Below are 24,005 nucleotides of genomic sequence, written 5' to 3'. Positions count from 1 at the left end.
TCTTTATTTTTTATTGATTCATAAATTTATATCAGTTTTGCATGTAACATAAACAAGATATATTGCACAATATTATTGGTGTTTTCATTATGTAGCGCTTGCAGTTATGCGCCCTTTTGGTACACTCGAACCCCCTTTTATTTTTTAACGCACCGAGGCAAAGTGACATGAAAGTAGGTCTGGTCGGTTGGCGCGGGATGGTTGGTTCCGTCCTTATGCAACGTATGGTTGAAGAAAACGATTTCGCTCATTTCGAACCGTTTTATTTCTCTACCAGTAATGCAGGTGGTGAAGCCCCTGCGTTTGGTGGTAAGACTGCCCCAGCACTTATGGATGCAACGGACATTGATAGTCTGAAGCAAATGGATGTCATTATCACCTGCCAAGGTGGCGATTATACGACTGAAGTTTTCCCTAAGCTTAAAGCTGAAAACTGGAATGGTTACTGGATCGATGCGGCATCGACTTTACGTATGGATGATGAAGCGATCATCGTACTTGACCCAGTAAACATGAACGTAATCAAAGACGGCTTAGTAAAAGGCACAAAAACATTCGTGGGCGGTAACTGTACCGTTTCATTGATGTTAATGGGTTTAGGCGGTCTATTCCAAAATAATTTAGTGGAATGGGCAACGTCTATGACGTATCAAGCGGCTTCTGGTGCAGGCGCGCAAAACATGCGTGAACTGATTTCAGGTATGGGCTACTTGTACAACAATACCAAAGATTTGCTAGATGACCCACGTTCACCAATTTTAGATATCGATTCTAAAATTGCACAGTTACAACGTGGCGAAGGTTTCCCATCTGCAAACTTCGGTGTGCCTTTAGCAGGTTCGCTCATTCCTTATATCGACAAACAGCTTGAAAGCGGTCAGTCGAAAGAAGAATGGAAAGGTCAAGTTGAAACCAACAAGATCTTAGGCAACCAGCAAATCGTTCCAATCGATGGACACTGTGTTCGTATTGGTGCAATGCGTTGTCACTCACAAGCATTGACTTTAAAACTTCGTAAAGATGTTCCACTGGATGAAATCGAAGATATCATCGCTAGTGCCAACGATTGGTCTAAAGTGGTGCCAAATACGCGTGAAGCTTCAATGACTGATCTGACTCCTGTTGCTGTAACTGGCACCTTGTCTGTTCCAGTTGGTCGTCTACGTAAGCTCAACATGGGTAAAGAATACCTAGGTGCATTCACTGTGGGTGACCAATTGCTTTGGGGTGCTGCTGAACCTTTACGTCGTATGCTAAGAATTCTCATTGATTATAAAAATGCTTAAGCATTTTTAAATCTCTGAACAAGAAGCCGATCACAATTGATCGGCTTTTTTATGTAACTGTCGTGTAAATATTTTACAATTCTTCGACAACTCGCTAATCTATAATTTTCGCCATGCGACATATATTCGAGCTAAAGATTAAGATGACCGTATATAACAAATTAAAGATCGCCATTTTAGCCGTTATTGCATCTCAAAACATTCAAGCGATCAGCATTGATCCTGTACAAGTCCAGTCAGCACCCGGGGAATTGCTGTACGCTGAGATTCATTTTCGCCACTCAAATACATCTGTGCCGCTCAATGCAAGTTTAGCCACGGCAGAAGATTTGTTGAGTATGGGTACAGGGCATCAACCACCGGGGCATTTAAACTTCTTCACGCGTCGTGATGGTGCGGGCAATGGGGTAATTACCATTACCTCTTCGCGTCCAGTGACCGATGCTGAGCTTAATTTTATTGTCAATATTAAAGAAGGGAATGCTTCACGCCTGCAACAAATTCGCACACCATTAAAACGCAATCCAGCGCCGTCGAATGCGAATCAAACACGTGCCAATGAGCGTGCTTTAGCACCTGTCGTTATTGTAAATGAAAAAGATATTGCCTTAAATTTACCTGTCAGCACACTGTATACCGCAAAAGCACCCGTAGCTGCAGAACAACCCTTATTACTCAGTACCAAAGCACCTCCACAGTTAGCACAATTAGCAACGTCAACGCCTGTTGCGATTGAACCTGTCACGCATGTACAAAATTATAGTGTTACGCCTGCGGAGCAACATAGTGGAAGTACTTCATCAGGTGCTGAAACATCAATTTCGCAAGTTACAAAAACCAATTCGACCGGCTCTGTCAGTTCAGAAATGCAAGCTGCAACAGTATCAACTGCAAGGTCTCAAGACCCATTGGCACAAAAATTTGCTGCGGAGCAGGCAGCACAAAAACGTGAAAATCCAACAACGACAGCTCAAACAGCATCTACACCAAAACCAACAAGTACTGCGGCTGCATCGACAGCAACACCAGCGGCAAAATATGTGGTTCGCTCGAATGAAAGCCTTTGGGGGATTGCCTCACGTATTGCGACAGAACAAAACCGCCCTGTTTCTGAAGTCATGCAACAGATTAAAAACAGCAACGAACATGCATTCATTCAAGGCGATGTAAACCGTCTGCGCCGTGGTGCGGCTTTAAATCTGCATGGTATGCAGCAAGCAAAACAGCCTGTCAAAGTCTCTGCGGCAGAACTTGCCAAAGTGCCTTCGAAGCAGTCAGGCAAAACCAAATACCGCTTGAATCAAGCTGAAATGAGTCTGGTTGCAGAGAAAGCGCAAGATTCGGCACAATCTTCTGCCAACAGTGCAGCAGAAAAGAATAAAACTTCGAAAGAGTTATCATTAAAAGTTATGACATCTCGTGAAAAAACCGTTAAATTACAGAGAAACGTAACTCAATTAGAATTGGCGCTAAATCAAAAGGATCACAGAATTCAATTATTAAATGCTCGTCTTGCTCAACTGCAACAACAGTTGAAAGCTCAACAAGCAGATAAAAGAAGCCAATAAACTAAAACGTTACCAATCAAGATTTTATAGGGATGAGTGCAACTGTATATCGCTCTATCTCCAAGGGGTTAAAACATGCTGATTTATGTGATTCCATTAGTGATCTTAGTGATCGTATTGGTTTTTTTAAACAAACGCCAAAAAGGTCAAGAATCAGATAAAGCCAAACCAACATCCACTAAAACCAAGAAATCGGGTGTTTCGGCCAAAGCGACTCCGAAGAAAACTCAAGTGGTTGAAAGCAGTGTCATTGAAAAAAAATCAATGACGCCGTTAACGACCGATGCTCGTGGTAAAATTGAAAAATTAATTGCGGAACGTAATTTCTTTTCTGCTGAAGCGCAAATTAATCAATCATTAAAACGTGACAACTCACAACATGAGTTGTATCTATATCTATTAGATATTCACATTTTACAAAAAGACGAATTTGCCATCTGCCAATTGCTGAGCCATATTCGTTCACTTGAACTTGATGAAATTTTAGAACAAGCTGAAGCAAAAAAAGTAGAGTTTGAAAATTCTCAAAATGTGAAAGATGATGCCATTAACTTTGTATCACCGATCACTGAAGAGGCTCACTCAAAAGCCCAAAATACCTCTGATTTTGATGCTTTAATGCAAAGTTCAACTGCTGCACCTGTTGAGCCCAAAGCAGCCGAAATTAAACCACTAGATTTTAATTTCACCACTGAAACGCCTGCAAAAGCAGACATTTCTACCCCAGTTGAAAGTGCGCCTGCTGAAAAAATACAGCCGCTTGAATTTGATACGCTTTCAATTTCACCAGAACCTGCACTTGAAGCAACACTGAAAACCGAAGAGATTGCTCAGCCATCTCCTGCCGTTGAAGAAATCAAACCAATTGATTTTGCAATGGACTTTGCCCCAAGCACTGAAGCTGCGGCTGAAACCAAAACAGAAACTGTAGAAGAAAAAATCGAGCCTTTAGATTTTTCATTTACAACAGAAACACCAGTTGTAGAAGAAAACAAAGTTGAAGCTCCAACCTTAAACTTTGACTTAGGTGCTTTTGAAACAGCAAAAACAGAAGAAGCCGTTGTCGCTCCTGCAACAGAGTTTAACTTAGAGTCTACACCTGAAGAAAAAACTGCCGCACCTGCTTCAAGTGGTGTGAGTTTTGACATTAGCGGTTTAGGCACACCGTCAACCCCATCTGCTACAGACCAAAACGATCCATTGGTTCAATCTTTCCCTGAACTGGTTGAAGTCAATGAAATTGAATTGAATCTTGAATTGGCAGCGCAATACATCAAACTGGGTGCTTATGACGCTGCACGTGAAATTTTAACTGAAAAAGAGGCTGAGTTTTCTTCAGCTCAGCGTCAACAAGCAGATCAGTTACTGAATCAAATCGCATCTTAAGCAAAAGCGATTTAAACTAAAGCAGTCTTTCAAGGCTGCTTTTTTTATGATGAAAAAAATTGCTCTTATTTATATGGGTGGTACCTTCGGTTGTATCGGTGAACCGTTAAGCCCCATGCCAGCGAATGCGTTTTTACCTAAATTACAGCATGTGCTGCCACTACACCTAAACATTGAATGTTTTGTTGCACCTGTCATTCGTGACAGTAGTGCTTGTACTGCACCCGACTGGCTGGCACTGATCCAACAAATTCAAAGTTTACAATTACAACAATTTCAGCATTTCGTAATTATTCATGGCACAGACACGCTTAGCTATGCCAGCGCAGTACTTGCACACTTTATGGCACAGTCTGCTCATATCGTGCTTACAGGCAGCCAATATCCGCTGTTTAATGTGGCTGGTGACAACACCCGTGAATTTACCGATGCCATCGACAATTTAAATTTTGCATTGGAATCGGTACATCAATCGAGTGTTGGGGTTTATTTGGCCTTTCATCATCAACTGATGCATGCTCAATCCGCACTAAAAGTACATACAACCGATCTGAAAGCCTTTGATGGGCTGCCAGCCACACAGCCACTTTCAATGCTGACATCGCCTTATATTGTTCAAGCCAATGATTTAGACAAAGCAGCTCATTTCAATTGCCTGAATTGGATGTGGCAACCGATAGCAACTGATCTACACAATCAAAATTTAGTGGCTCTGCTTTCACACACGCCAGATGTTTTAATTTTGCAAGGTTTTGGTACAGGCAACATTGCCGTTGATGCTGAATTACTCAATGTATTGAAGGCTATACAACAAAAAAATTGCAAAATTATTTTAAGTACACAGGTTGTTCATGGCGGTATAGATCAACGCTATGCTGTGAGTGACTGGGTCAAAGACAGTGGAATATTACTGAGCAATTGTTTGGGTCATGCAGATCTTTATGCCAAATGTTTGAAAATGTATTTACAATACGGCAGTGCCGCAGACTGGACTGCGCATTGGAACGATTAAGTCATTTGAGGTAACTATGCAACGTTTTGCGATTGGGATTGAGTTTTGTGGCATGCAATACAAGGGCTGGCAAACTCAGCAACCGGGCGTACCAAGCGTGCAAGAAACCATTGAAACCGTCCTCAGTAAAGTAGCCAATGAGCCGATCATGTTGCATGGCGCTGGCCGAACAGATGCCGGCGTCCATGCAACCAATATGGTGGCACATTTCGATACTCAGGCGATTCGCCCCATTCGCGGATGGTTAATGGGCAGCAATAGCCAATTACCCCGTGATATTTCCATCCAATGGATTAAGGAAATGGATCAGGACTTCCATGCCCGCTTTAAAGCGCAAGCACGTCGTTATCGCTATGTGGTCTATAACAATCCACAGCGACCAGCTTTACTGCACAAGCAAGTGACCCATGTTTATGCAAAATTAGATGTGCTAAAAATGCAACGTGCCGCGGCCAAATTTGAAGGCACTCATAATTTCGAAAGCTTCCGTGCCGCAGCCTGTCAGTCCAATCAGCCTGTTCGTCATGTCAGCCATTGCCGTCTGATCCAACACGGATGCTACTTGGTCCTAGATATTCAGGCCGATGGTTTTTTACATCACATGGTGCGTAACATCATGGGCTGTTTGTTGGAAATTGGGCAAGGTATGTATGACGTTGACCATATTGACGATATTTTTGCTGCTGAAGATCGTAAAGCAGCAGGTGTCACCGCACCACCCGATGGACTATATTTTATCCATGCAGACTATCCAGCTCAGTTTGAACTTCCTCAAGTTCCGTTAGGACCACATTGGCTAAATATGCCTGAATAAACAATCCCTCCCAACCTCACTTTCACAGAGAGGGTGTTTCATTTCCGCCATTGCCAGATTCTAAAGATGAAAATCCCCCTTTGAAAAAGGGGGATTCTGTTTAGGGAAGGATTTTATCGAAGATCAACCTTAACGCTGCTTCCGCTTACGGTATTCCACGGGCGTTTCATTGGTCCAGCGTTTAAATGCGCGATAGAACGTACTTGGCTCAGAAAAACCCGTTAAGTACACAATGCGCTCCACACTTTCATTGGTATTGGCTAATAATTTTTTAGCCAAACGACAGCGATAGTCTGACAAAATTTGCTGAAAACTGGTATTGGCTTCTGACAACTGAGTCCGTAGACGACGCGGAGTAATGTTGAGCTGCGCAGCGACCGTTTCGAGTGTGGTTTCACCGCTTTCAAGCGTTGAACCAATAGCACGGCGAACTTCACCGACCAAATCATAACGCGCCAACTCCTGAAGTTTTTCAATCGCCAACTGCTCATGCAATTGTAATAACTCAGGTTCTGCCTGCCACAATTGATACTCTAAAATAGCCGGATCAAAATACAATCGGGTTTCTTTCTGCCCTAAGCTCACAGGGCATTCATAAACACGGAAATACTCATCATCTGGCGCGCCCTGACTAAAGTTAAAGTCGATATAAATCGGCTGAAAACGCCCTTCAGTAATAAACTTAAAGAAACGCAAAACACCGGACATCGCGCATTCAGAAAAATGACGATTCACGATATTTTCTGCCCAAGGCTGATGACCATTGGTCAAATAGCAGCGGTCATCTTCAATCACTAATTGTGCATGAAAGGCATCGCTAATTAGGCGTTGATACGCCAAAGCCCGCTTTAAACCTTCACCAAAATTCTCAGATGAAATAAATAAGTGTTCAATCACTTGGCCTCGATATAAAGGCAAATGCTCTCCCAGATGCAAACCAATATCAGGATCCTTACTGACCTCTTCTGCAGCCACCCAGAATGCAAATTGTGCATTCAATGGGGTACGGTCATTGGTTTCAACCTGATTTAATGCCACACCCGCTTTTGTTAAAATTTCTTCTGTTGGCAATCCGGCACGACGAATCGCTTGATACCCTAAACGCAACACAACAGATGCATCAGTTAGCTGACCCACTCCAGAACCTTCCTTGTATGTACTTCATTTATACTTAAAAAGATTGATTTTAGATTAACTGCGATTGACCAAACTGACAACTGTTACTACACATTTTTTGTTGAAAATATTTAACTGAATTGTTCGCTTATTTTACTGACAGTCGATCAGTTCAAAGCCTTTTACGGCTTGTATTCTGAAAAAAAATTGACTATAATTTGCACCTTGCTAATTTATTCATTCAGGTAGGCTATGGCCAATAAAGAGGAACTCATCGAGTTCGAAGGCGTTGTCACCGAGACGCTTCCTAATACTATGTTCCGTGTACGTTTAGAAAACGGTCATGAAGTGATTGCTCACATCTCTGGCAAAATGCGTAAACACTATATCCGTATTTTGACTGGCGACAGTGTTAAAGTAGAAATGACACCTTATGATTTGACTAAGGGTCGTATCACTTACCGTGCGCGCTAAGTTTTAGCGAAGCGAAAAAGCCACTTTATCAGTGGCTTTTTTTTGTATTTATTTCAATGCGATGATAAAAATTGACTGCAAATTTGCTTTCCTTTACAGTCTAAAAACATAAAAAATTTGATTATAAAATTCAAAATATAAGGACATAAAATCATATGAAACATCTAGGATTAGTCGGTGCTATCTTTTGTGTTGCTTGCGCCACGACAGGCCAAAAGCAACTCAATCAATCCCTACAACACTATATTGGACAGTCGGCTGATCAAGTCCGTAAAGAGCTCAATTTAAGTCAATTGGGTTACAAAGTGATGGGAGCACCCGTACAAAGCAATGAAAAACTTAGCTATACCATTTTACGCTCGATGCCAATCCCGATTGGTACACCAAATATCGGCACCAGTATAGCCATGGGCGCCCCTATCCCAACGCCGTCTAAAGGTGGTGTCACTGTCGATATGGAATGTAAAATCGAGTTCAAATTACGCAATCAAATAGTTGAATCCATTGACTATGTTGGCAGAGCTTGTTGATCCTGCATGAGAATCCTAGAGGCTAATCTTGCTCAGCTGACCGTGTATCAAATGACTACAGTGTTATACAGACCGATCTGACTAAACTGAATTTATTTCGTGAGAAACTGACCCATGAAATTTATTTTAGAACATCTGGTTTACGAAGATCAGCGTTTTATTCGCCCGATACTGAGCATGGGATGCGTTCTAAGCATTGTATGGCTGGCTGTACCACGACATCAACGATATCCTCCGTTGAGCGTGAACGCTATTTAGCCTCATTTATTGGTCAATCGAGCCAAACGATTCAAGCAGAACTCGACCTCAGCAAACTCGGCTATCAAAGAACCTCTCCCGTGGAGGTCAGTTCAGACTACCTTCGTTATCGTGTCGCACGCCCGATTAGTATTCCTTTACCGATGGCGGAAAATCCTGCGATGGGCATGGGCAGCGGTGCTGCTGTGCCGATTCCTAGTGGAAATACACGCTATGAGGTGGAGTTAAACTGCCTTATTCAATTTCGCATAAAGCATAATATTGCAACTGATGTCCGATTAACTGGTCGCACCTGTTAGGGCATCAACTCTAGGGTTTATAATTTCTAGGCACAAAAAAACGCAGCATAAACGCTGCGTTTTTTTGATTCAACATTAGTTCAATGCAGAAACTACAGCTTGACCCATTTCAACTGTACCGACTTGAGTACTGCCTTCTGACATGATGTCACCTGTACGTAAGCCTTGATCTAGGACGTTACCTACTGCATCTTCAATTGCTTTTGCCGCCGCTTCTTCACGGAAGGTATAACGTAGCATCATAGCAACAGACAGAATTGTAGCTAATGGGTTCGCAATGTTTTGACCTGCGATATCTGGCGCTGAACCGTGGCAAGGTTCATACATGCCTTTACCATTTTCATCTAAAGAAGCCGATGGCAACATGCCGATAGAACCGGTTAACATCGCTGCTTCATCAGACAAGATATCGCCGAACAAGTTACCAGTCACGATCACATCAAATTGTTTTGGCGCACGAACCAATTGCATTGCAGCATTGTCAACATACATATGAGACAAGTTAATTTCAGGATACTGCTCTTCTTTTAACGCAGTTACAGTTTGTTTCCAAAGCTCAGTCACTTCTAGTACGTTGGCTTTATCCACTGAACACACTTTACCACCACGTAAGTTCGCCATTTCAAAAGCAACTTTGGCAATACGCTTGATTTCAGATTCTGCATATACGTCAGTATTGAAACCTTGTTTTTCGCCGTTTTCGAGTTCACGAATACCACGTGGTTGACCGAAATAGATCCCGCCAGTTAACTCACGTACGATCAAGATATCCAAACCTGCTACGATTTCAGGTTTTAAGCTCGACGCATCTGCAAGCTGCGGATAAAGAATGGCTGGACGTAAATTAGCAAATAAATTTAATTCTGAACGAATTTTTAATAGGCCACGTTCTGGACGAATTGAACGCTCAATAGTATCCCACTTAGGACCACCCACTGCACCCAATAAAATCGCATCAGCAGTCTTCGCTTGTGCTGCTGTTACTTCTGGATAAGGTGAACCGTGCGCATCGATCGCTGCACCACCTAAAAGACCTTGTTCCCAAGTCAAACCTAAGTTGAATTTCTCGTTTACACGTGTCAGCACTTGTTCAGCCGCTTTCACGATTTCAGGACCAATACCATCACCTGGTAAAATCAAAATATGTTTTGACATGAGTCTTTCCATTTATACGCTGGCTTGATTACCAGTCAGATTTAAAGTTTCTTTTCTACAAACTCACCAAGTCCTGTGAGGACATTGTAGGGTCGGCAGAAACGTCGAATCGTTTTTGCACCTTGCTTTAAGTCTACACAGAGCGGATCAGGCGCAGATTTATCCAGTAAACTGCCTGTGTTTTTTGAACGCTCTCGGTACATTTTAAAGGTGTACTCGTGTTTGGACCTAAAGTTGTGAATGACATGCAAGCGCTCTGCTTTTTCCTGAGAAATTGGATAATAGCGAATCACGACTTCATGCTGACCTGAAGGTACAGACAAATACAAAGGATTAGGCTCAGACAATGAACGACCATTCAACCGTACAATGCCTGCTTTAATCGCAGCACGTTGTACATGTTGATTATTTGGATCAACCACTTGTATTTGATCAAAACGCTCAAATTCACAATGCGCTGTACCTGCACAGTAAATCAGAGCATTATTTTTTGTACTTTCAGTTTCTTTCACATTTTTAATGCGTGCCGTGTCAAAGCTTTGACAGGCAGAGAGCGTTGCGAACAGCGCTCCCGTTACAACCAGCTGACCGAAGAACTTTTTCATTTTTCGAACCCAACCTGATAAATTCTGGCTAACGTATAAATTTTGTTTCGCCTGATATTAGCAAGACTTAAGCCGACTGACTACTAAGAAGTTCTACAATGACACTGACTTAAGCTTTAATTTCTGCAAATACCCAAGGGCGAGATGCTTTGGTTTTTTCTTCATAAGCGCGGATATCATCGGCGACTTGTAAGGTTAAACCGATATCATCCAAGCCATTCAATAAGCAGTGTTTACGGAATGGATCGACTTCAAATGTAAATGCTTCACCACTCGGTGTACGTACTTCTTGCGCAGCCAAATCAATGGTTAATTGATAGCCTTCAGATGCAGCACATTCTTTAAATAACTGATCTACGATCTCTTCAGACAAGATCACTGGCAACATGCCATTTTTAAAGCTGTTATTAAAGAAAATATCCGCATAGCTTGGTGCAATGACAGTACGGAAACCATATTCTTCTAATGCCCAAGGCGCATGCTCACGGCTCGAACCACAACCAAAGTTTGCACGAGAGATCAAAATCGACGCACCTTGATAACGCGGTTTGTTCAATTCGAAATCGGGGTTAATCGGACGTTTTGAAATGTCCTGACCTAAATAGCCTTCATCCAAATAGCGCAACTCATCAAATAAGTTGGCTCCGAAGCCTGTACGCTTAATAGATTTCAAAAACTGTTTTGGAATAATTAAATCTGTATCAACATTGGCACGGTCTAATGGTGCAACGATACCTTGTTCAACGGTATATTTTTTCATGTTTATTTCTCACTGAATCCGTGACCTCTCCCTAACCCTCTCCTAAAAGGAGAGGGAACTCCTTCTCCCTGAGGGAGAAGGTTGGGATGAGGGCTTAAACTAGAATGTACGCACATCCACAAAGTGACCTGCAATTGCCGCAGCTGCTGCCATTGCTGGACTTACCAAATGCGTGCGACCACCATTACCTTGACGACCTTCAAAGTTACGGTTAGAAGTCGAAGCACAATGCTCACCCGGTTGCAATTTGTCGGCATTCATTGCCAAACACATTGAGCAACCCGGCTCACGCCATTCAAAGCCTGCTTCAATTAAGATTTTATCTAAGCCTTCTGCTTCTGCTTGTGCTTTGACTAAACCTGAACCCGGTACCACCATGGCTTGCTTAATCGATGCCGCCACTTTTTTACCTTTGACCACTTCAGCCGCTGCACGAATATCTTCGATGCGTGAGTTGGTACATGAACCAATAAATACACGGTCTAATTGAATATCAGCCAATGCCTGACCCGCTTCTAAGCCCATGTAGTTGTATGCACGTGTCCAGTCATTACGCTGTACGTCATCTTTGGCTTGTTCTAAAGTTGGCACTGCTTGAGATACAGGAATCACCATCTCAGGAGAAGTTCCCCAAGACACTTGTGGCTCAATTTCTTCACCTTGCAATACCACAACAGTATCAAAATGCGCACCTTCATCAGACACTAAAGTATTCCAATACTCTACAGCAGCGTCCCACTGTTCGCCCTTCGGTGCATACGGACGGTCTTTCACATAGGCAATGGTTTTGTCATCGACAGCCACCATACCCACGCGCGCGCCACCTTCGATCGCCATGTTACATACCGTCATACGACCTTCGATCGACATATCACGGAATACTTGACCACCAAACTCAATCGCGTGACCTGTACCACCTGCCGTACCGATTTTACCGATAATCGCTAAAACCACGTCTTTAGGAGTTACGCCCTGACCCAATTGACCGTCAACACGCACCAACATGTTCTTCATTTTCTTTTGAACTAAGCATTGAGTCGCCAATACGTGTTCAACTTCCGATGTGCCGATACCATGAGCCAAGCAACCAAATGCACCATGCGTTGCAGTATGTGAGTCACCACACACTACGGTCATACCCGGCAACGTTAAACCTTGTTCAGGCCCAACCACATGCGCGATCCCTTGACGCACATCGTTGATGTCAAACTGGGCAACATTAAACGTTTTACAGTTGTCATCTAAGGTTTGCACTTGGATACGTGAGGTATCATCTTCAATACCCGCAATACCTTCAGCACGCTCCTTAGTAGAAGTAGGTACGTTATGGTCTGGCGTTGCAACGTTAGCGCTTAAACGCCATGGTTTACGACCTGCAAGTTGTAGACCTTCAAAAGCTTGTGGAGAAGTCACTTCATGCAATAAATGACGGTCGATATACAATAATGAAGAGCCATCATCTCGTTGTTTTACTAGATGGTCATCCCACAATTTGTCATACAAGGTTTTTTTTGTTTGGGTTTCCGCTTTTTGGGTTTCGCCTGCCATGTCGATTTGCTCCACTGGACTGGGTAAATTCTTTCGTTAAATCGATTATAACCACGTATTCACATAAATCTAATTTATCATTTTTATTAGTTTAAAAACTTATAGGAATGATATTTAACTGCTGATTTCCGTTGCATTTTAATCACCATTGATGCGTTCAAAACACACTCACTTCAATACTTTCAGCAGATGAAACTTTAGATTTTTCTCCGAGTTTTTGATCACTTTCTGCCATTTTTAAATGGTGATTTAGAAATTCAATGATCATAAATTGAATTTTCTCTTTTACATTGCAAATAAGAATCATTATTATCAACTCATTGCCAAGATTTATCAATTTAACAAGGAGCATTCTCATGGCACACATTAACAAGTTCGTCGAAAATAATCAGCGCATGTTCAAAAAAACCTTGAGCTATTACATCATGCATATCACGGTTGCGATGTTGGTTGGTTATTACGTGACTGGCAGTATTGCAATGGCCATTACCTTAAGTTTACTTGAACCAACTGTTCAAGCGGTTGCCTTTTTCTTCCACGAAAAAGCATGGGAAAAGAAAGATAAAGCAGCAGAGGAAAATATCCCCGCTTAATCCAACCCTGCTCCTTGTAAAAAAACCACCATCACGGTGGTTTTTTTAATGACCTTAAAACGTTCTTTTACTCTATCCACTTTAACTTTCTATTTTTTCATCCTATAGATTCAATTGCAGACGGATCATCAAAGCTTGTTTTTTTGCTGTAAGGCCAACTGATCATGCGCCTCAACCAATTGTTCTATCGCAAGAATCAGTTTGTTTTTTGCCGCATTACACTCGGCAGCTGCGCGGTTTTCGTCGTCTTCGTCATCTGCGATTTCATATATCGCACAGCGCTTTTCGACTGTCCCTTCAAAAATATCCAATAAATTTTTAATGTGTTTAATATCCATCGCCTTCTCCCTGTGAGGTACAACATTGCTAATCGATGCCGCCCTGACTGTACCTGTTGCTTTAATTATTCAATGAAAAGTTGTTCCCCAAGCCATCAAAACTTGAGTTCATTTTTTTGTTTTAGTTCAATACTGAGTTAACAAGAAACGTCATCGCTCCTCTTTAATTCAAACGGTTGAATTACTTTCCAGCCCTGTATTTTTTATATTATGCATAACTCTGGTTTCGGTTTAAAAAATAACTTTGTAACAGCGCATTTGAGCTGAAAATGTCACAGCCCAATCTTAAATCATGCAGTGACCAAGTACTCAAATAACACTATTGAACCCTGAAAATCCCCTCAGATTTAAAGCGTCATCTGGCTTGAACGCCTAGTTTTAAATCAAAAGATACAACTTTTCCTTTGATTTATTCTTAAAATATTATAACAATGAGACTACGCATAAAAATTCTTTATAGGAATGAAGATGAATCTCGCAGCCTTTGAAGCCTTTGTAAAAGTCATGGAAACTGGTTCGATCTCTTTGGCAGCAGATCAGCTCTTCATTACGCAACCTGCTGTGACCAAGCGTATTCACAGTTTAGAAGAATACTTCGGTGTCAAACTTTTTGAATCCGCGGGTCGTGGTGTTCAAGCGACGCATGCGGCAAACTCTCTCTTGCCAAAAGTAAAAAGCTGGCTGAATGAATTGGGTGATATTCACCATACGCTCAGCCATGAGCAAGGTCAGGTTCAAGGTAAACTGAAAATTGGTACCAGCCATCATATCGGCTTACACCATTTACCGGCGCATTTGCGTCAATATGTACAACAGTTTCCAGAAGTGACCTTAGATGTACACTTTGTTGATTCTGAACAAGCCCATGAGCAAGTTTTAGCTGGCGACTTAGAGTTGGCTTTTTTGACTTTACCGCCACAAGGTGACAGCCGTTTAAAATACATCACGACATGGAATGATCCATTGGTATTCGTGGTTGCGCCTTTCCATCCTTTGGCGCAAGTTGAACATTTAACCTTAGAAGATTTGATCCAATACCCAAGTCTTTTACCTGCGGCGCAAACCTATACCAGTCAAATTACTTTGGCTGAGTTTGAAAAGTATGGCCTGAAGCCAAAAGTCACCATGAGCAATAACTCACTTGAGTCGATTCGCATGTTGGTTTCAATTGGTCTCGGTTGGTCAGTCCTTCCTAAAACATTATTGAACCAAGATTTAAAACAATTGAATTTACCTTCAAACATGAATCGTCAATTGGGGATGGTATGGCATCCAGGCCGTACTCAATCACTTGCTGCACAAAAACTGGTTGAATTGATGAAACACATCTAATTCATTTTTTGCCTACAAAATTCAATTATTAATCAAGCCACCGCTATGGTGGCTTTTTTTAGTGATCTGTTTGAGCATTTAGAAAAAGCGAATGATTTTCTATATGTTGAATGGTCGCTTAAATTTATTTTGCATTAAAAATGGGATCGCCTATTTCAGCCGATCCCATTAAAAAAACCAAGGAAGACCCGTCAGTTTTACTTCGTCAACGAATCTTCATGTAATGATTCATTCAATTGATCGACAATAATCGCCCATTCACCATCTGACTTAATTTTTTCGGCCAAGAACTGACGCTGAGCATCTGTCCAATAGTCTGCTTCGGTAATTTTAGTTTGGGCACTGAGTTGATGCGTCACGATAAATAAAGCAATCGCGTCTTCACTCGAATCTAAACCCAGTTGTTCAAATAGATGAGTCATGCGTGGACGTACACTCATTGTCATTCTCCGTGTTAAAACTTATTGTTTATGGATACAAAATTATTCTGTTTTAAGGATATAACACGGAATGGACACGCACTCAATTACAGAATTCTACAGCGGTGAAAATTGAATAAAAGGCAAACTGAGCATAATCATCACGACCGATTGAATAAATACCAACAACAAAGGCAGCCCCCAGTTCACTCCGCCTTCTTCAGCAAACACCTGCTCACTATATTTCGGCTGCTGCATATAGGCTTTGGTCTTTTGCACCGCAAAATCGCTATAAAGCCGCTTTCCGATGCCAGCGAGTATGAGGTTAGGAATCAATGCTAGCCCCATCAAGACTTGATCAGGCACTCCGATGATGAGTGCCAACATACTAATCAAAAAACCAACCGCAAAGAATAAGAAGAAATAGCGATACATCTTCCGATAGAGTAACCAATAGGGCCCAAAAATTAACCCCGCCCAACTCAGGCCACTGTTGTGCCCACCTTGTTGTTCTATGAACTTTAAATAAGATTGAGCACGTGGCCCTATAAAGATTTGAATTAAATGTTTAAAAGAAGCTTCTGTCTGCATATAGAGCGATAGTTCAAATTAGTGAGCTGAAGTTTAATCAAAAGGACGTCAAATAAAAAAGCATCTAATGATGCTTTTTTATCATATCTATTTTTAGGCTTGAATTGACCAGTCTTGAATGTCCCAACCTTGTTCTTTTGCAAGGACTTCTAAACGGTCATCTGGGTTAATTGCAAAGGCATGATCGGCATATTCCAATAGGAAGCGGTCATTAATCGAATCTGAATAGGCCCAAGACTCTGTCACATCACGACCTTCTAACCATTGATTCAAGCGGACTAATTTGCCTTTTTGATAGCACGGAGTATTGATCACTTTACCCGTATATTTACCATCCACAACTTCGGCATTGGTTGCAATGATTTCAGTAATACCAAATTCACGAAAAATCGGTGCAGTAATAAAATCAGACGTTGCGGTGATCCCGACCAATTGATGCCCTGCATCTTGATGGCGCTGAATGGCAGCAAAGCCCTCTGGACGCATTTGCGCACGAATGACTTTTTTCATAAACAACTGATGTAACTCAGTTAAGTAGGCATTGTCATGTTGAGTTAAAAACTCAAATACAAATTCATTATAAGCAATCGGGTCAAGCTGGCCTTTTTTATAATCATCATAAAATTTATCATTCATGGCACGATGATGAATTGGATCAACCAAGCCTTCATTGACCAAAAACTCCCCCCAAGAATGGTCTGAGTCGGTATTTAATAAGGTGTGATCAAGGTCAAACAGTGCCAATTTCATGAAAATACTCGTAAAAGCTGAAATTTAAGAAAAAAATTGTAAATCTATCTCCGCTAGTCGATAGAAATTCGTTAAGATCATAACAATTTTAACATTTTTACACTTTGCTTTTTCGAGATGGACACAGAAATAAACGTCCCCGTGAGCAAAGTCATAAATTACACAATATTTAGGTAGCCAAATGATCGATTCAGAAGGTTTCCGACCCAACGTCGGGATCATTTTGGCAAACGACATTGGACAAGTTTTATGGGCAAAGCGCATTGGTCACAATGCCTGGCAATTTCCACAAGGAGGTATCCAACATGGAGAAACCCCCGAACAGGCACTTTACCGTGAGCTGAGAGAAGAAGTTGGCTTACTGCCCCAACACGTCCAGGTGATAGCACAAACCCAAGGGTGGTTGCGCTATCGTTTGCCACATCGGTATATACGTACGGATTCAGACCCCGTTTGTATTGGTCAAAAACAAAAGTGGTTTTTATTAAAACTGACGGCTTCGGCACAGCATATTCAGCTGGATTTGTCAGACCCACCAGAGTTTGATCAATGGCAATGGGTCAGCTATTGGTACCCTTTGGGTCAAGTGGTGAATTTTAAACGCGATGTATATCGTAAAGCCATGGTGGAGCTGTGCAATCAGCTTCCGCAAAAACCGTAAAAATTTGCAGAATGGATGCAGATTTTTAGGATGAGTGTTGTTATAAATAAAGCAGAATAAATTTTGGAGCAGACACGATGTCGAACATGCAACTGGATACCTTAAGACGCATAGTCCAAGAGATTAATGCGTCGGCCAGTTTGCATGAATCTTTAGACATTATGGTCAATCAAGTGGCCGAAGCCATGCATGTGGATGTCTGCTCAATCTACTTGCTTGATGAACGAAATCATCGTTATTTACTAATGGCTTCTAAGGGTTTAAACCCTGAAGCCGTTGGGCATGTCTCTTTGCATACCAGTGAGGGTTTGGTCGGCTTAGTTGGACAACGTGAAGAAATCGTCAACTTAGACAATGCACCCAAACACGAACGCTTTATGTATCTGCCAGAAACGGGGGAAGAAATTTACAATTCCTTCCTCGGTGTTCCGGTGATGTATCGCCGTAAAGTTATGGGCGTCTTGGTGGTTCAAAACAAAGAGCCTCAAGACTTTAGCGAAGCTGCCGAATCTTTCCTCGTGACCCTGTGCGCTCAACTTTCAGGGGTGATTGCCCATGCACATGCCGTCGGGAATATTGAAGTCTTTCGTAAACCAAACAACCTCCCTGCCTATAAAACTTTCCAAGGTATTTCAGGTTCAGGCGGTATTGCGCTAGGTCGTGCAGTCATCCTGTATCCACCTGCTGATTTGGCTTCAGTCCCCGATCGTGAAGCCGATGACATCAGTGAAGAACTCGAATTACTCGACAATGCCATAGACGCAGTTCGTCAAGAAATTTTGTCTCTCGATGAAAAGATGCAAGATGCCCTCATGGCCGAAGAGCGGGCATTATTTAGCGTGTTCTTGCGGATGCTCGATGCCAATGCCCTCCCCGCGGAAATCAAAAGTGAAATTCGTGACGGTAACTGGGCACAAGGTTCGGTACGCATTGTTATTGATAAACACATTGCGCTCTTTGCACAGATGGAAGATGACTATCTCCGCGAACGTGTTTCAGACTTAAAAGATCTAGGGCGTCGTATCTTGGCCTTTTTGCAAGAAGCAGATGCCAGTCACCGTGAAATCACCGATGAAAGCATTTTAATTGGTGAGGAAATTTCTACGGCTGCCTTGGTTGAACTCCCTGTCGATAAAATAGCGGCGATTGTAACCACTGAAGGTGCCATGAACTCACACATGGTGATTGTGGCACGTGCCCTCGGTATTCCAACCGTAGTCGGTGTGACTGAACTACCAATTAATACCCTCGATGATGTCGAAATGATTGTCGATGCACATCAAGGTCGTGTATTCATCAATCCACCTCGTCGTTTACGCACACGTTATAAAGAGATTCAAAAAGAAGAAGAGCAAATTGCTAAAGATCTGAAGCAATACGAAACCAAAGATGCCATCACCCCTGACGGTGTTGCAGTTCGATTGTTTGTAAATACTGGCTTGATGATCGATGTGGTTCGCGGTGTACAACGTGGTGCCAAAGGTGTCGGTCTATATCGTTCTGAAATTCCATTTATGCTGCGTGATCGCTTCCCCGGTGAAGAAGAACAGCGCGCTATTTATCGTCAACAGCTGAGTCATTTTGCCAATAAACCCGTGGTGATGCGTACCCTCGATATTGGTGCAGATAAAGACCTGCCTTATTTCTCGATTGAAGAAGAAAACTCAGCACTGGGTTGGCGTGGAATTCGCTTTACTCTCGATCATCCTGAGATTTTTTCAGCCCAAATTCGTGCCATGCTCAAAGCCAGTATTGGCCTGAACAACTTGCATATTTTGCTGCCGATGGTGACCAGTGTCAGCGAAGTCGAAGAAGCGTTGTATTTGCTTGATCGTGACTGGCAAGCGGTGCAAGAAGAAGAACAGGTGAAAATTACCAAACCCAAAATCGGCATCATGGTCGAAGTGCCGAGTGTGCTGTTACAGATCGATGAGTTTGCTGAATTGGTTGACTTCTTCTCGGTCGGATCTAACGATTTAACCCAATACTTACTTGCGGTTGACCGTAATAACCCACGGGTTGCCAATGTCTATTCACACTCACACCCAGCCGTACTTCGTGCGCTGACTCGCTTGGTGCAAGAATGTCATAAATACGACAAGCCGATTAGTATTTGTGGAGAAATGGCCGGTGATCCACTCACAGCTATTTTACTGATGGCGATGGGCTTTAATACCCTATCGATGAGTTCGAGTAATATCCTCAAAGTCCGTAAAGCCATCTGCCATGTGCCGATGCCAGATGCAAAAGAGCTCTTGGATCGTGCTTTGAGCATGAATAATCCACTGATGGTGAAAAGCATGATGGAGTACTACTTCAAGACTCATGGTCTTGGTGATATGGTGAAATCGGCAACCCGAATCGTGAGTGCTTAAGAACACTCATGTAAAATAATAAAATGAGGTGATGATGGATTTTTTATTTTTTCTGGCTTTTGTCGCAATTGCCTTTTATATGACAAAGATCCATCCGCAACTCAAACAAAAAATGTTAGAGCTGCAACACGATACACCGATTGAAAAAGTATCCTCAACTCGACCTAGACCGCCCCAAGCACAACAAGTCAATATACGCCCAACCAAGCCAACAAAATCCAAAGCTCCGGTCAGCCGCTCTCGTATTCCCCCCTTACTCGGTATAGAAATTACTGCGTCACAGCAGCGCCGCTTAGGTAAAAATGATCCATCGGTGCTGGCTGCACAGCGCGCCAAACAGCTAAATCAGACGCAGCACAGCGACGCAACATGGTTTGAGCAATTGACCAGTCAGGTGGAACACGTACTTCAGCAACCTAATAACGCCGTAAAACATCAAAGCACAGCGTCTAGACCACAACAAAAATCCACATTCAACAAAATGTTTGAAGACTTATTTTCAAAATAAGCGGTGTTTTAATGTTCAATATTTCAACTCAAAACCAATGCTTTAAATCCTGCATGGAACCACCTAAATGAACGTTGGTATCTTATTATTCAACGAAGTTGAAGTCTTAGATGCTGCGGGGATTTCTTCGGGGATCCATGCATCGCTTTATATTGTGGCCAAATTGCATGGCTTAGAGATTGCGAAGCAAACAGCAAAACGTATGGAATATGATGTGGAATTTGTTTAAGCAGATGTTGAAGCCGAATCATTTAGTAGACTAAAAACTGAGAAAATACACTGAAATAAAAAGGGAGATAATCATTCGAATATCCCCCCTTTTTTGTGCTTTGCATAGCCGCGTTTTGCATTTTTCTTTCGATCTACAAAAGTTTGGCTTTTGTTAAAATCGTTCATGTGTTTTGCCACAAAGTTGCGAACTTCAACTTCAGGCAGGACTTTTTTCTTTGCCATTTGCATTCACCTTTTTGCCTATACAGCACCCTCGTACTGTAGTGCATATATTGATCTATTTTTAGATTTTTTCAAGCACTTTCCTATGGCTTTTTGATACAGCGTAGTTAGCCCCAAGGCCATAAAAAAATTGCTTTGCCACATTATTTCCCTCTCCCTAACCCTCTCCCATTGAGAGAGGGAAATACGTTGTATTTAGCTAGCAAAAGCCCGTTCTAATACTCGCTCTACATCGACCTTTTTAGCATCCAGCATGCCCACCACTTGCCCATGTTTCGCACTATAGCGGCTTTGAATAAAACCATTTGCTACATAATCAGGCGCATAGCGTTTCAATAACACCGCTTGTGCAAGTACCGTTAAACGACTGACCAAACTGCGCCCCATAAATTGTAAATCTTCAGGTGATTGATGGAACAACCTGAACAAGTCCTGCAATTCTGTTTGCAAGCTTTCATCTGTACTTGCTGTACTCGCCAAATCTTTAAACAGCACTTCAATAGATTCAGGGTCACGCCCAATCGCACGCAGCACATCTAGGCACATGACATTGCCTGAACCTTCCCAAATGGTATTCACAGGTGCTTCTTTAAAGATGCGCGCCATGATGCCGTTATCGACATAGCCATTGCCGCCAAAGACTTCCATCATCTCCCCTGTTAGCTCTACGGCACGCTTACAAATCCAAAACTTGGCTGCTGGGGTCATGATGCGTTTCCATGCCACAGACAAAGTATCATCCGATTCATAGCACTGCGCCAAATGGAAACTGAGCTGCGTCGCTGCTTCACTTTCTAAAGCCAAATCTGCCAAGACTGCACGCATAAGCGGTTGATCAATCAAATGTTTACCAAAAGCCTGACGCTGACGGGTATAGGCAATGCATTGCACCAAAGCTTGACGCAGCATGGCGCTCGAACCGACCGAACAGGTCAGACGGGTGTAATTCGCCATTTCAATAATGGTTGGAATGCCACGCCCTGCCTCACCAATCATAATGCCCCACGCATTTTTGAATTCGACTTCCGAGCTTGAATTACTGCGGTTACCGACTTTTTCTTTTAGGCGTTGCACCTGAATATTATTCTTCGTGCCATCTTCCAACCAACGCGGTACAAAGAAACACGCCAAGCCATCTTGTTCGGTTTTTGCCACCACCAAATGCGCATCACACATCGGCGCAGAGAAAAACCATTTATGCCCTGTGAGCAAATAAGCCTTGCCTCGTCCTGTTTCTGCTATAGGCACGGCAATGGTTTCATTGGCGCGTACATCCGAACCGCCCTGCTTTTCGGTCATGCCCATACCGAGCCAAATCGACTTTTTCTTCGCGATGGGTACATCACGTTCATCATATTCCGTCGATAATAGTTTCTCGCCAATTTTCGCCCATAGTTCAGGTTCACGTTGAATTAAGGGAATACTGCCCAGCGTCATGGAGTTCGGACATAAATTGCCACACTCGACCTGACCTGCGAGATAAAAACGTGCTGCCCATTCCACCCATTTAGTCTTGGAGTTAGGCTGATTAAAAGGATGCGCATGGGTATCAAACTGACGGTTGAGTCCCATCCATTTATGCCATGAAGGATGAAATTCGATAAAGTCAGTACGGCGACCACGAGCATCGAAGGCATGTAAAATTGGGGTATGTTTGTTGGCTAAAGCCCCATGCTGAAAGTATTCACTCGAACCTGCGACTTTGCCCATTTCGCATAAGATCGGCTGATCGTGGCTGCCATAGCGCTTTAAGATTTCATGTAAAACCGTATCGCTTGAAAATAGATTGTAGTTTTCCAGTTCATCAAATTGGTTGCTGATTTGATGCGTCATCCATGTCTGTTCTAATGTATTCATCGTCTATATTTTCCGCTTGTTCTTGTTGGCTTTTCATTTCAGTATAGAGAAAATTTAAAGCATAGACGTTCGGTTTTCCGCGCTTAAAAATATGAAGCATTCAGCCATTCAAATACGGCGTAAGCCACGTCAATCACGTGCCAAACTGACGCAAGAAGCCTTACAGGACAGTTTTGTTCGGCTTTTGCATGAGCGTCCTGCCAGCCAAATTACCATTCGGGAAATTGCCGACCTTGCAGGCGTGGGCTTGGGAACGTTCTATGAATATTTTTCTAAAAAGGAAGATTTGATTGCGCTAACCATTCATTTACATGTGAAACACAATGCGGAAAGCTTAAAAAGTTATGCACATAGCTTGATCAAGTTATCCACAGATTTGAAGTTTCAGACTTATTTAGAGCGAATTATTCATTTTCAAATTGAGCAAATTCAAGCACAGCAGTTTTTATGGTCACAGGTGTTTTTGTTAGAACGGCAGATTTCAGATATTGAAAGTTACCGTAAGAGTTATGCCATGATGGTGCAAATGTGGCGCAGTATGCTTGAGCCATTTATACAGGATGATGAACAGCTCAAACAGATGGCTTTAAATATGCAGCGGGTGTGTTATGGCTTTGTGTCGCAAACTTTATTGATTGAGCCTGATTTTGGGGAGTGGGATGAATTAAAGCGAGATATAATTCATATGTTGCGCGATTAGACTTCGCGGACAAGTCTAATGATGTTTCAAATGCATCGGTGAATAAAATAAAGTCATGTTATTTACAAAAAATCGGCTCTTAAACCAGTTATTTTAGATATTTAGGAAATTCATTTTTACGGTAGAAGAAAATCATTCATCACTTGTTTCATCCGTCAATAAAAGTGCTTTAGAAGTTAAGCTTTTATTGCCAGCTTACTTGTCTCATTTATACGCCTTTGCAATGCTGGCCAGTTGTAAGCTCTTTAAAAATTCAGCCGTATATTTTGGACTATGGCCTAATGCACCACGATGATAGCCATTTGGGATCGCCTGATAGACTACTGGCAATTTTTTATTTGCACACTTTTTGGTAATAACTTTGAGTACCAAGGTGATCGACAAATGGTCTGCGGCGCCTTAAACAAACATCAGTGTTACGGTTAGGGTCATATATTCAATCGACTGCCGTTTTAAATAGCTTGGGGATGGCCTTAAGTCTGAATTTTTTCTCTGTACACGACAAATTTCACAGAACCCTTATCCTATCAGGATTCTGCTTTCTTAAAATTGCCAAAATTTCCTTAAACTCTTCTTTTTTCCCAAAACCAATTAAACGCTGAATCGCCATTTGAACA

The 24,005-nt window shown here is 42.3% G+C and carries 25 protein-coding genes and 1 pseudogene; 15 read left to right on the top strand and 11 right to left on the bottom strand.

The window, feature by feature from the left end; translation table 11 throughout:
- The first annotated feature begins 167 nt into the window (after positions 1-167).
- The 5 genes from asd to truA all read left to right on the top strand — a co-directional run bounded on the left by asd (position 168) and on the right by truA (position 6,066).
- Positions 168-1,286, top strand: coding sequence for an aspartate-semialdehyde dehydrogenase (asd, locus tag FTU37_RS10070; protein ID WP_180005293.1), 1,119 nt, complete (start codon positions 168-170; stop codon positions 1,284-1,286).
- A gap of 143 nt (positions 1,287-1,429) precedes the next feature.
- Positions 1,430-2,854 carry a hypothetical protein gene (locus FTU37_RS10065; RefSeq protein ID WP_180124276.1) on the top strand — a complete coding sequence of 475 codons (1,425 nt, stop codon included), beginning with the start codon at positions 1,430-1,432 and terminating at the stop codon, positions 2,852-2,854.
- A gap of 75 nt (positions 2,855-2,929) precedes the next feature.
- On the top strand, positions 2,930-4,240 hold the full coding sequence (locus FTU37_RS10060; protein ID WP_180124275.1) for a fimbrial protein FimV: 1,311 nt from the start codon (positions 2,930-2,932) through the stop codon (positions 4,238-4,240).
- 49 nt (positions 4,241-4,289) lie between these two features.
- Positions 4,290-5,252: an asparaginase domain-containing protein gene (locus FTU37_RS10055; protein WP_180124284.1), complete on the top strand. Its 963-nt coding sequence runs from the start codon at positions 4,290-4,292 to the stop codon at positions 5,250-5,252.
- Positions 5,253-5,268: 16 nt separating this feature from the next.
- Positions 5,269-6,066, top strand: a complete 798-nt coding sequence (gene truA, locus FTU37_RS10050) for a tRNA pseudouridine(38-40) synthase TruA (protein WP_078189716.1) — start codon at positions 5,269-5,271, stop codon at positions 6,064-6,066.
- Positions 6,067-6,195: 129 nt separating this feature from the next.
- Here the strand turns inward: truA and FTU37_RS10045 are convergent, their stop codons facing one another.
- Positions 6,196-7,203: an AraC family transcriptional regulator gene (locus FTU37_RS10045; protein ID WP_078189717.1), complete on the bottom strand. Its 1,008-nt coding sequence runs from the start codon at positions 7,201-7,203 to the stop codon at positions 6,196-6,198.
- A 231-nt stretch (positions 7,204-7,434) separates the two neighbouring features.
- Between FTU37_RS10045 and infA the strand changes: the two genes are divergently transcribed.
- From infA to FTU37_RS10030, 3 genes are all read left to right on the top strand, one after another.
- A complete protein-coding gene (infA, locus tag FTU37_RS10040) occupies positions 7,435-7,656 on the top strand; it encodes a translation initiation factor IF-1 (RefSeq protein WP_001284370.1) in 222 nt (73 codons plus the stop codon).
- Positions 7,657-7,811: 155 nt separating this feature from the next.
- Complete coding sequence (locus FTU37_RS10035; protein WP_180124274.1) at positions 7,812-8,186, top strand: hypothetical protein; 375 nt, start codon at positions 7,812-7,814, stop codon at positions 8,184-8,186.
- A gap of 182 nt (positions 8,187-8,368) precedes the next feature.
- Complete coding sequence (locus FTU37_RS10030) at positions 8,369-8,743, top strand: hypothetical protein (RefSeq protein WP_180124273.1); 375 nt, start codon at positions 8,369-8,371, stop codon at positions 8,741-8,743.
- 75 nt (positions 8,744-8,818) lie between these two features.
- Here the strand turns inward: FTU37_RS10030 and leuB are convergent, their stop codons facing one another.
- From leuB to leuC, 4 genes are all read right to left on the bottom strand, one after another.
- The gene (gene leuB / locus FTU37_RS10025; RefSeq protein WP_078192754.1) at positions 8,819-9,898 is read right to left on the bottom strand and encodes a 3-isopropylmalate dehydrogenase; all 1,080 of its coding nucleotides are present in this window, start codon (positions 9,896-9,898) and stop codon (positions 8,819-8,821) included.
- Positions 9,899-9,939: 41 nt separating this feature from the next.
- On the bottom strand, positions 9,940-10,503 hold the full coding sequence (locus FTU37_RS10020) for a hypothetical protein (RefSeq protein ID WP_168377913.1): 564 nt from the start codon (positions 10,501-10,503) through the stop codon (positions 9,940-9,942).
- Positions 10,504-10,612: 109 nt separating this feature from the next.
- Positions 10,613-11,263, bottom strand: a complete 651-nt coding sequence (gene leuD / locus FTU37_RS10015; protein WP_168377914.1) for a 3-isopropylmalate dehydratase small subunit — start codon at positions 11,261-11,263, stop codon at positions 10,613-10,615.
- Positions 11,264-11,362: 99 nt separating this feature from the next.
- Positions 11,363-12,811, bottom strand: coding sequence for a 3-isopropylmalate dehydratase large subunit (gene leuC, locus FTU37_RS10010; protein ID WP_168377915.1), 1,449 nt, complete (start codon positions 12,809-12,811; stop codon positions 11,363-11,365).
- A gap of 356 nt (positions 12,812-13,167) precedes the next feature.
- Between leuC and FTU37_RS10005 the strand changes: the two genes are divergently transcribed.
- Positions 13,168-13,404: a DUF2061 domain-containing protein gene (locus FTU37_RS10005; protein ID WP_078189723.1), complete on the top strand. Its 237-nt coding sequence runs from the start codon at positions 13,168-13,170 to the stop codon at positions 13,402-13,404.
- Between the two features lie 128 nt (positions 13,405-13,532).
- Here FTU37_RS10005 and FTU37_RS10000 read toward each other — a convergent pair whose 3' ends face one another.
- The gene (locus FTU37_RS10000; protein ID WP_168377916.1) at positions 13,533-13,742 is read right to left on the bottom strand and encodes a hypothetical protein; all 210 of its coding nucleotides are present in this window, start codon (positions 13,740-13,742) and stop codon (positions 13,533-13,535) included.
- A 468-nt stretch (positions 13,743-14,210) separates the two neighbouring features.
- Here FTU37_RS10000 and FTU37_RS09995 point away from each other — a divergent pair, with 468 nt between their 5' ends.
- Positions 14,211-15,074 carry a LysR family transcriptional regulator gene (locus tag FTU37_RS09995; protein WP_078189725.1) on the top strand — a complete coding sequence of 288 codons (864 nt, stop codon included), beginning with the start codon at positions 14,211-14,213 and terminating at the stop codon, positions 15,072-15,074.
- Between the two features lie 197 nt (positions 15,075-15,271).
- On the opposite strand, the gene FTU37_RS09990 is transcribed toward FTU37_RS09995, so the two are convergent.
- The 3 genes from FTU37_RS09990 to FTU37_RS09980 all read right to left on the bottom strand — a co-directional run bounded on the left by FTU37_RS09990 (position 15,272) and on the right by FTU37_RS09980 (position 16,834).
- Entirely contained in the window at positions 15,272-15,514 is a 243-nt protein-coding gene (locus FTU37_RS09990; protein WP_078189726.1) for a DUF2789 family protein, read from the bottom strand.
- A gap of 96 nt (positions 15,515-15,610) precedes the next feature.
- Positions 15,611-16,084, bottom strand: coding sequence for a DUF2628 domain-containing protein (locus tag FTU37_RS09985; protein WP_180124272.1), 474 nt, complete (start codon positions 16,082-16,084; stop codon positions 15,611-15,613).
- A 93-nt stretch (positions 16,085-16,177) separates the two neighbouring features.
- Positions 16,178-16,834 carry an HAD family phosphatase gene (locus FTU37_RS09980; protein WP_078189728.1) on the bottom strand — a complete coding sequence of 219 codons (657 nt, stop codon included), beginning with the start codon at positions 16,832-16,834 and terminating at the stop codon, positions 16,178-16,180.
- Positions 16,835-17,015: 181 nt separating this feature from the next.
- Between FTU37_RS09980 and FTU37_RS09975 the strand changes: the two genes are divergently transcribed.
- The 4 genes from FTU37_RS09975 to FTU37_RS09960 all read left to right on the top strand — a co-directional run bounded on the left by FTU37_RS09975 (position 17,016) and on the right by FTU37_RS09960 (position 20,607).
- Positions 17,016-17,495, top strand: a complete 480-nt coding sequence (locus FTU37_RS09975) for an RNA pyrophosphohydrolase (protein ID WP_180010168.1) — start codon at positions 17,016-17,018, stop codon at positions 17,493-17,495.
- Positions 17,496-17,572: 77 nt separating this feature from the next.
- The gene (gene ptsP, locus FTU37_RS09970) at positions 17,573-19,870 is read left to right on the top strand and encodes a phosphoenolpyruvate--protein phosphotransferase (protein ID WP_180005299.1); all 2,298 of its coding nucleotides are present in this window, start codon (positions 17,573-17,575) and stop codon (positions 19,868-19,870) included.
- 79 nt (positions 19,871-19,949) lie between these two features.
- Positions 19,950-20,378 (top strand): hypothetical protein, encoded by a 429-nt coding sequence (locus tag FTU37_RS09965; RefSeq protein ID WP_180082394.1) that lies wholly within the window; start codon positions 19,950-19,952, stop codon positions 20,376-20,378.
- 67 nt (positions 20,379-20,445) lie between these two features.
- Positions 20,446-20,607: a hypothetical protein gene (locus FTU37_RS09960; protein WP_180010167.1), complete on the top strand. Its 162-nt coding sequence runs from the start codon at positions 20,446-20,448 to the stop codon at positions 20,605-20,607.
- Between the two features lie 22 nt (positions 20,608-20,629).
- Here the strand turns inward: FTU37_RS09960 and FTU37_RS09955 are convergent.
- Positions 20,630-20,831, bottom strand: a pseudogene (locus FTU37_RS09955) (hypothetical protein).
- Between the two features lie 195 nt (positions 20,832-21,026).
- On the bottom strand, positions 21,027-22,688 hold the full coding sequence (locus FTU37_RS09950; RefSeq protein WP_180010166.1) for an acyl-CoA dehydrogenase family protein: 1,662 nt from the start codon (positions 22,686-22,688) through the stop codon (positions 21,027-21,029).
- 91 nt (positions 22,689-22,779) lie between these two features.
- Between FTU37_RS09950 and FTU37_RS09945 the strand changes: the two genes are divergently transcribed.
- Complete coding sequence (locus FTU37_RS09945) at positions 22,780-23,388, top strand: TetR/AcrR family transcriptional regulator (RefSeq protein ID WP_180124270.1); 609 nt, start codon at positions 22,780-22,782, stop codon at positions 23,386-23,388.
- The last annotated feature ends 617 nt before the right edge of the window (positions 23,389-24,005 follow it).

The organism is Acinetobacter sp. YH12097 (assembly GCF_013419225.1).
Taxonomy (GTDB): domain Bacteria; phylum Pseudomonadota; class Gammaproteobacteria; order Pseudomonadales; family Moraxellaceae; genus Acinetobacter; species Acinetobacter amyesii.
The sequence above is the reverse complement of the archived record's forward strand: the minus strand, read 5'-3'. Positions and strand labels throughout refer to the sequence as shown.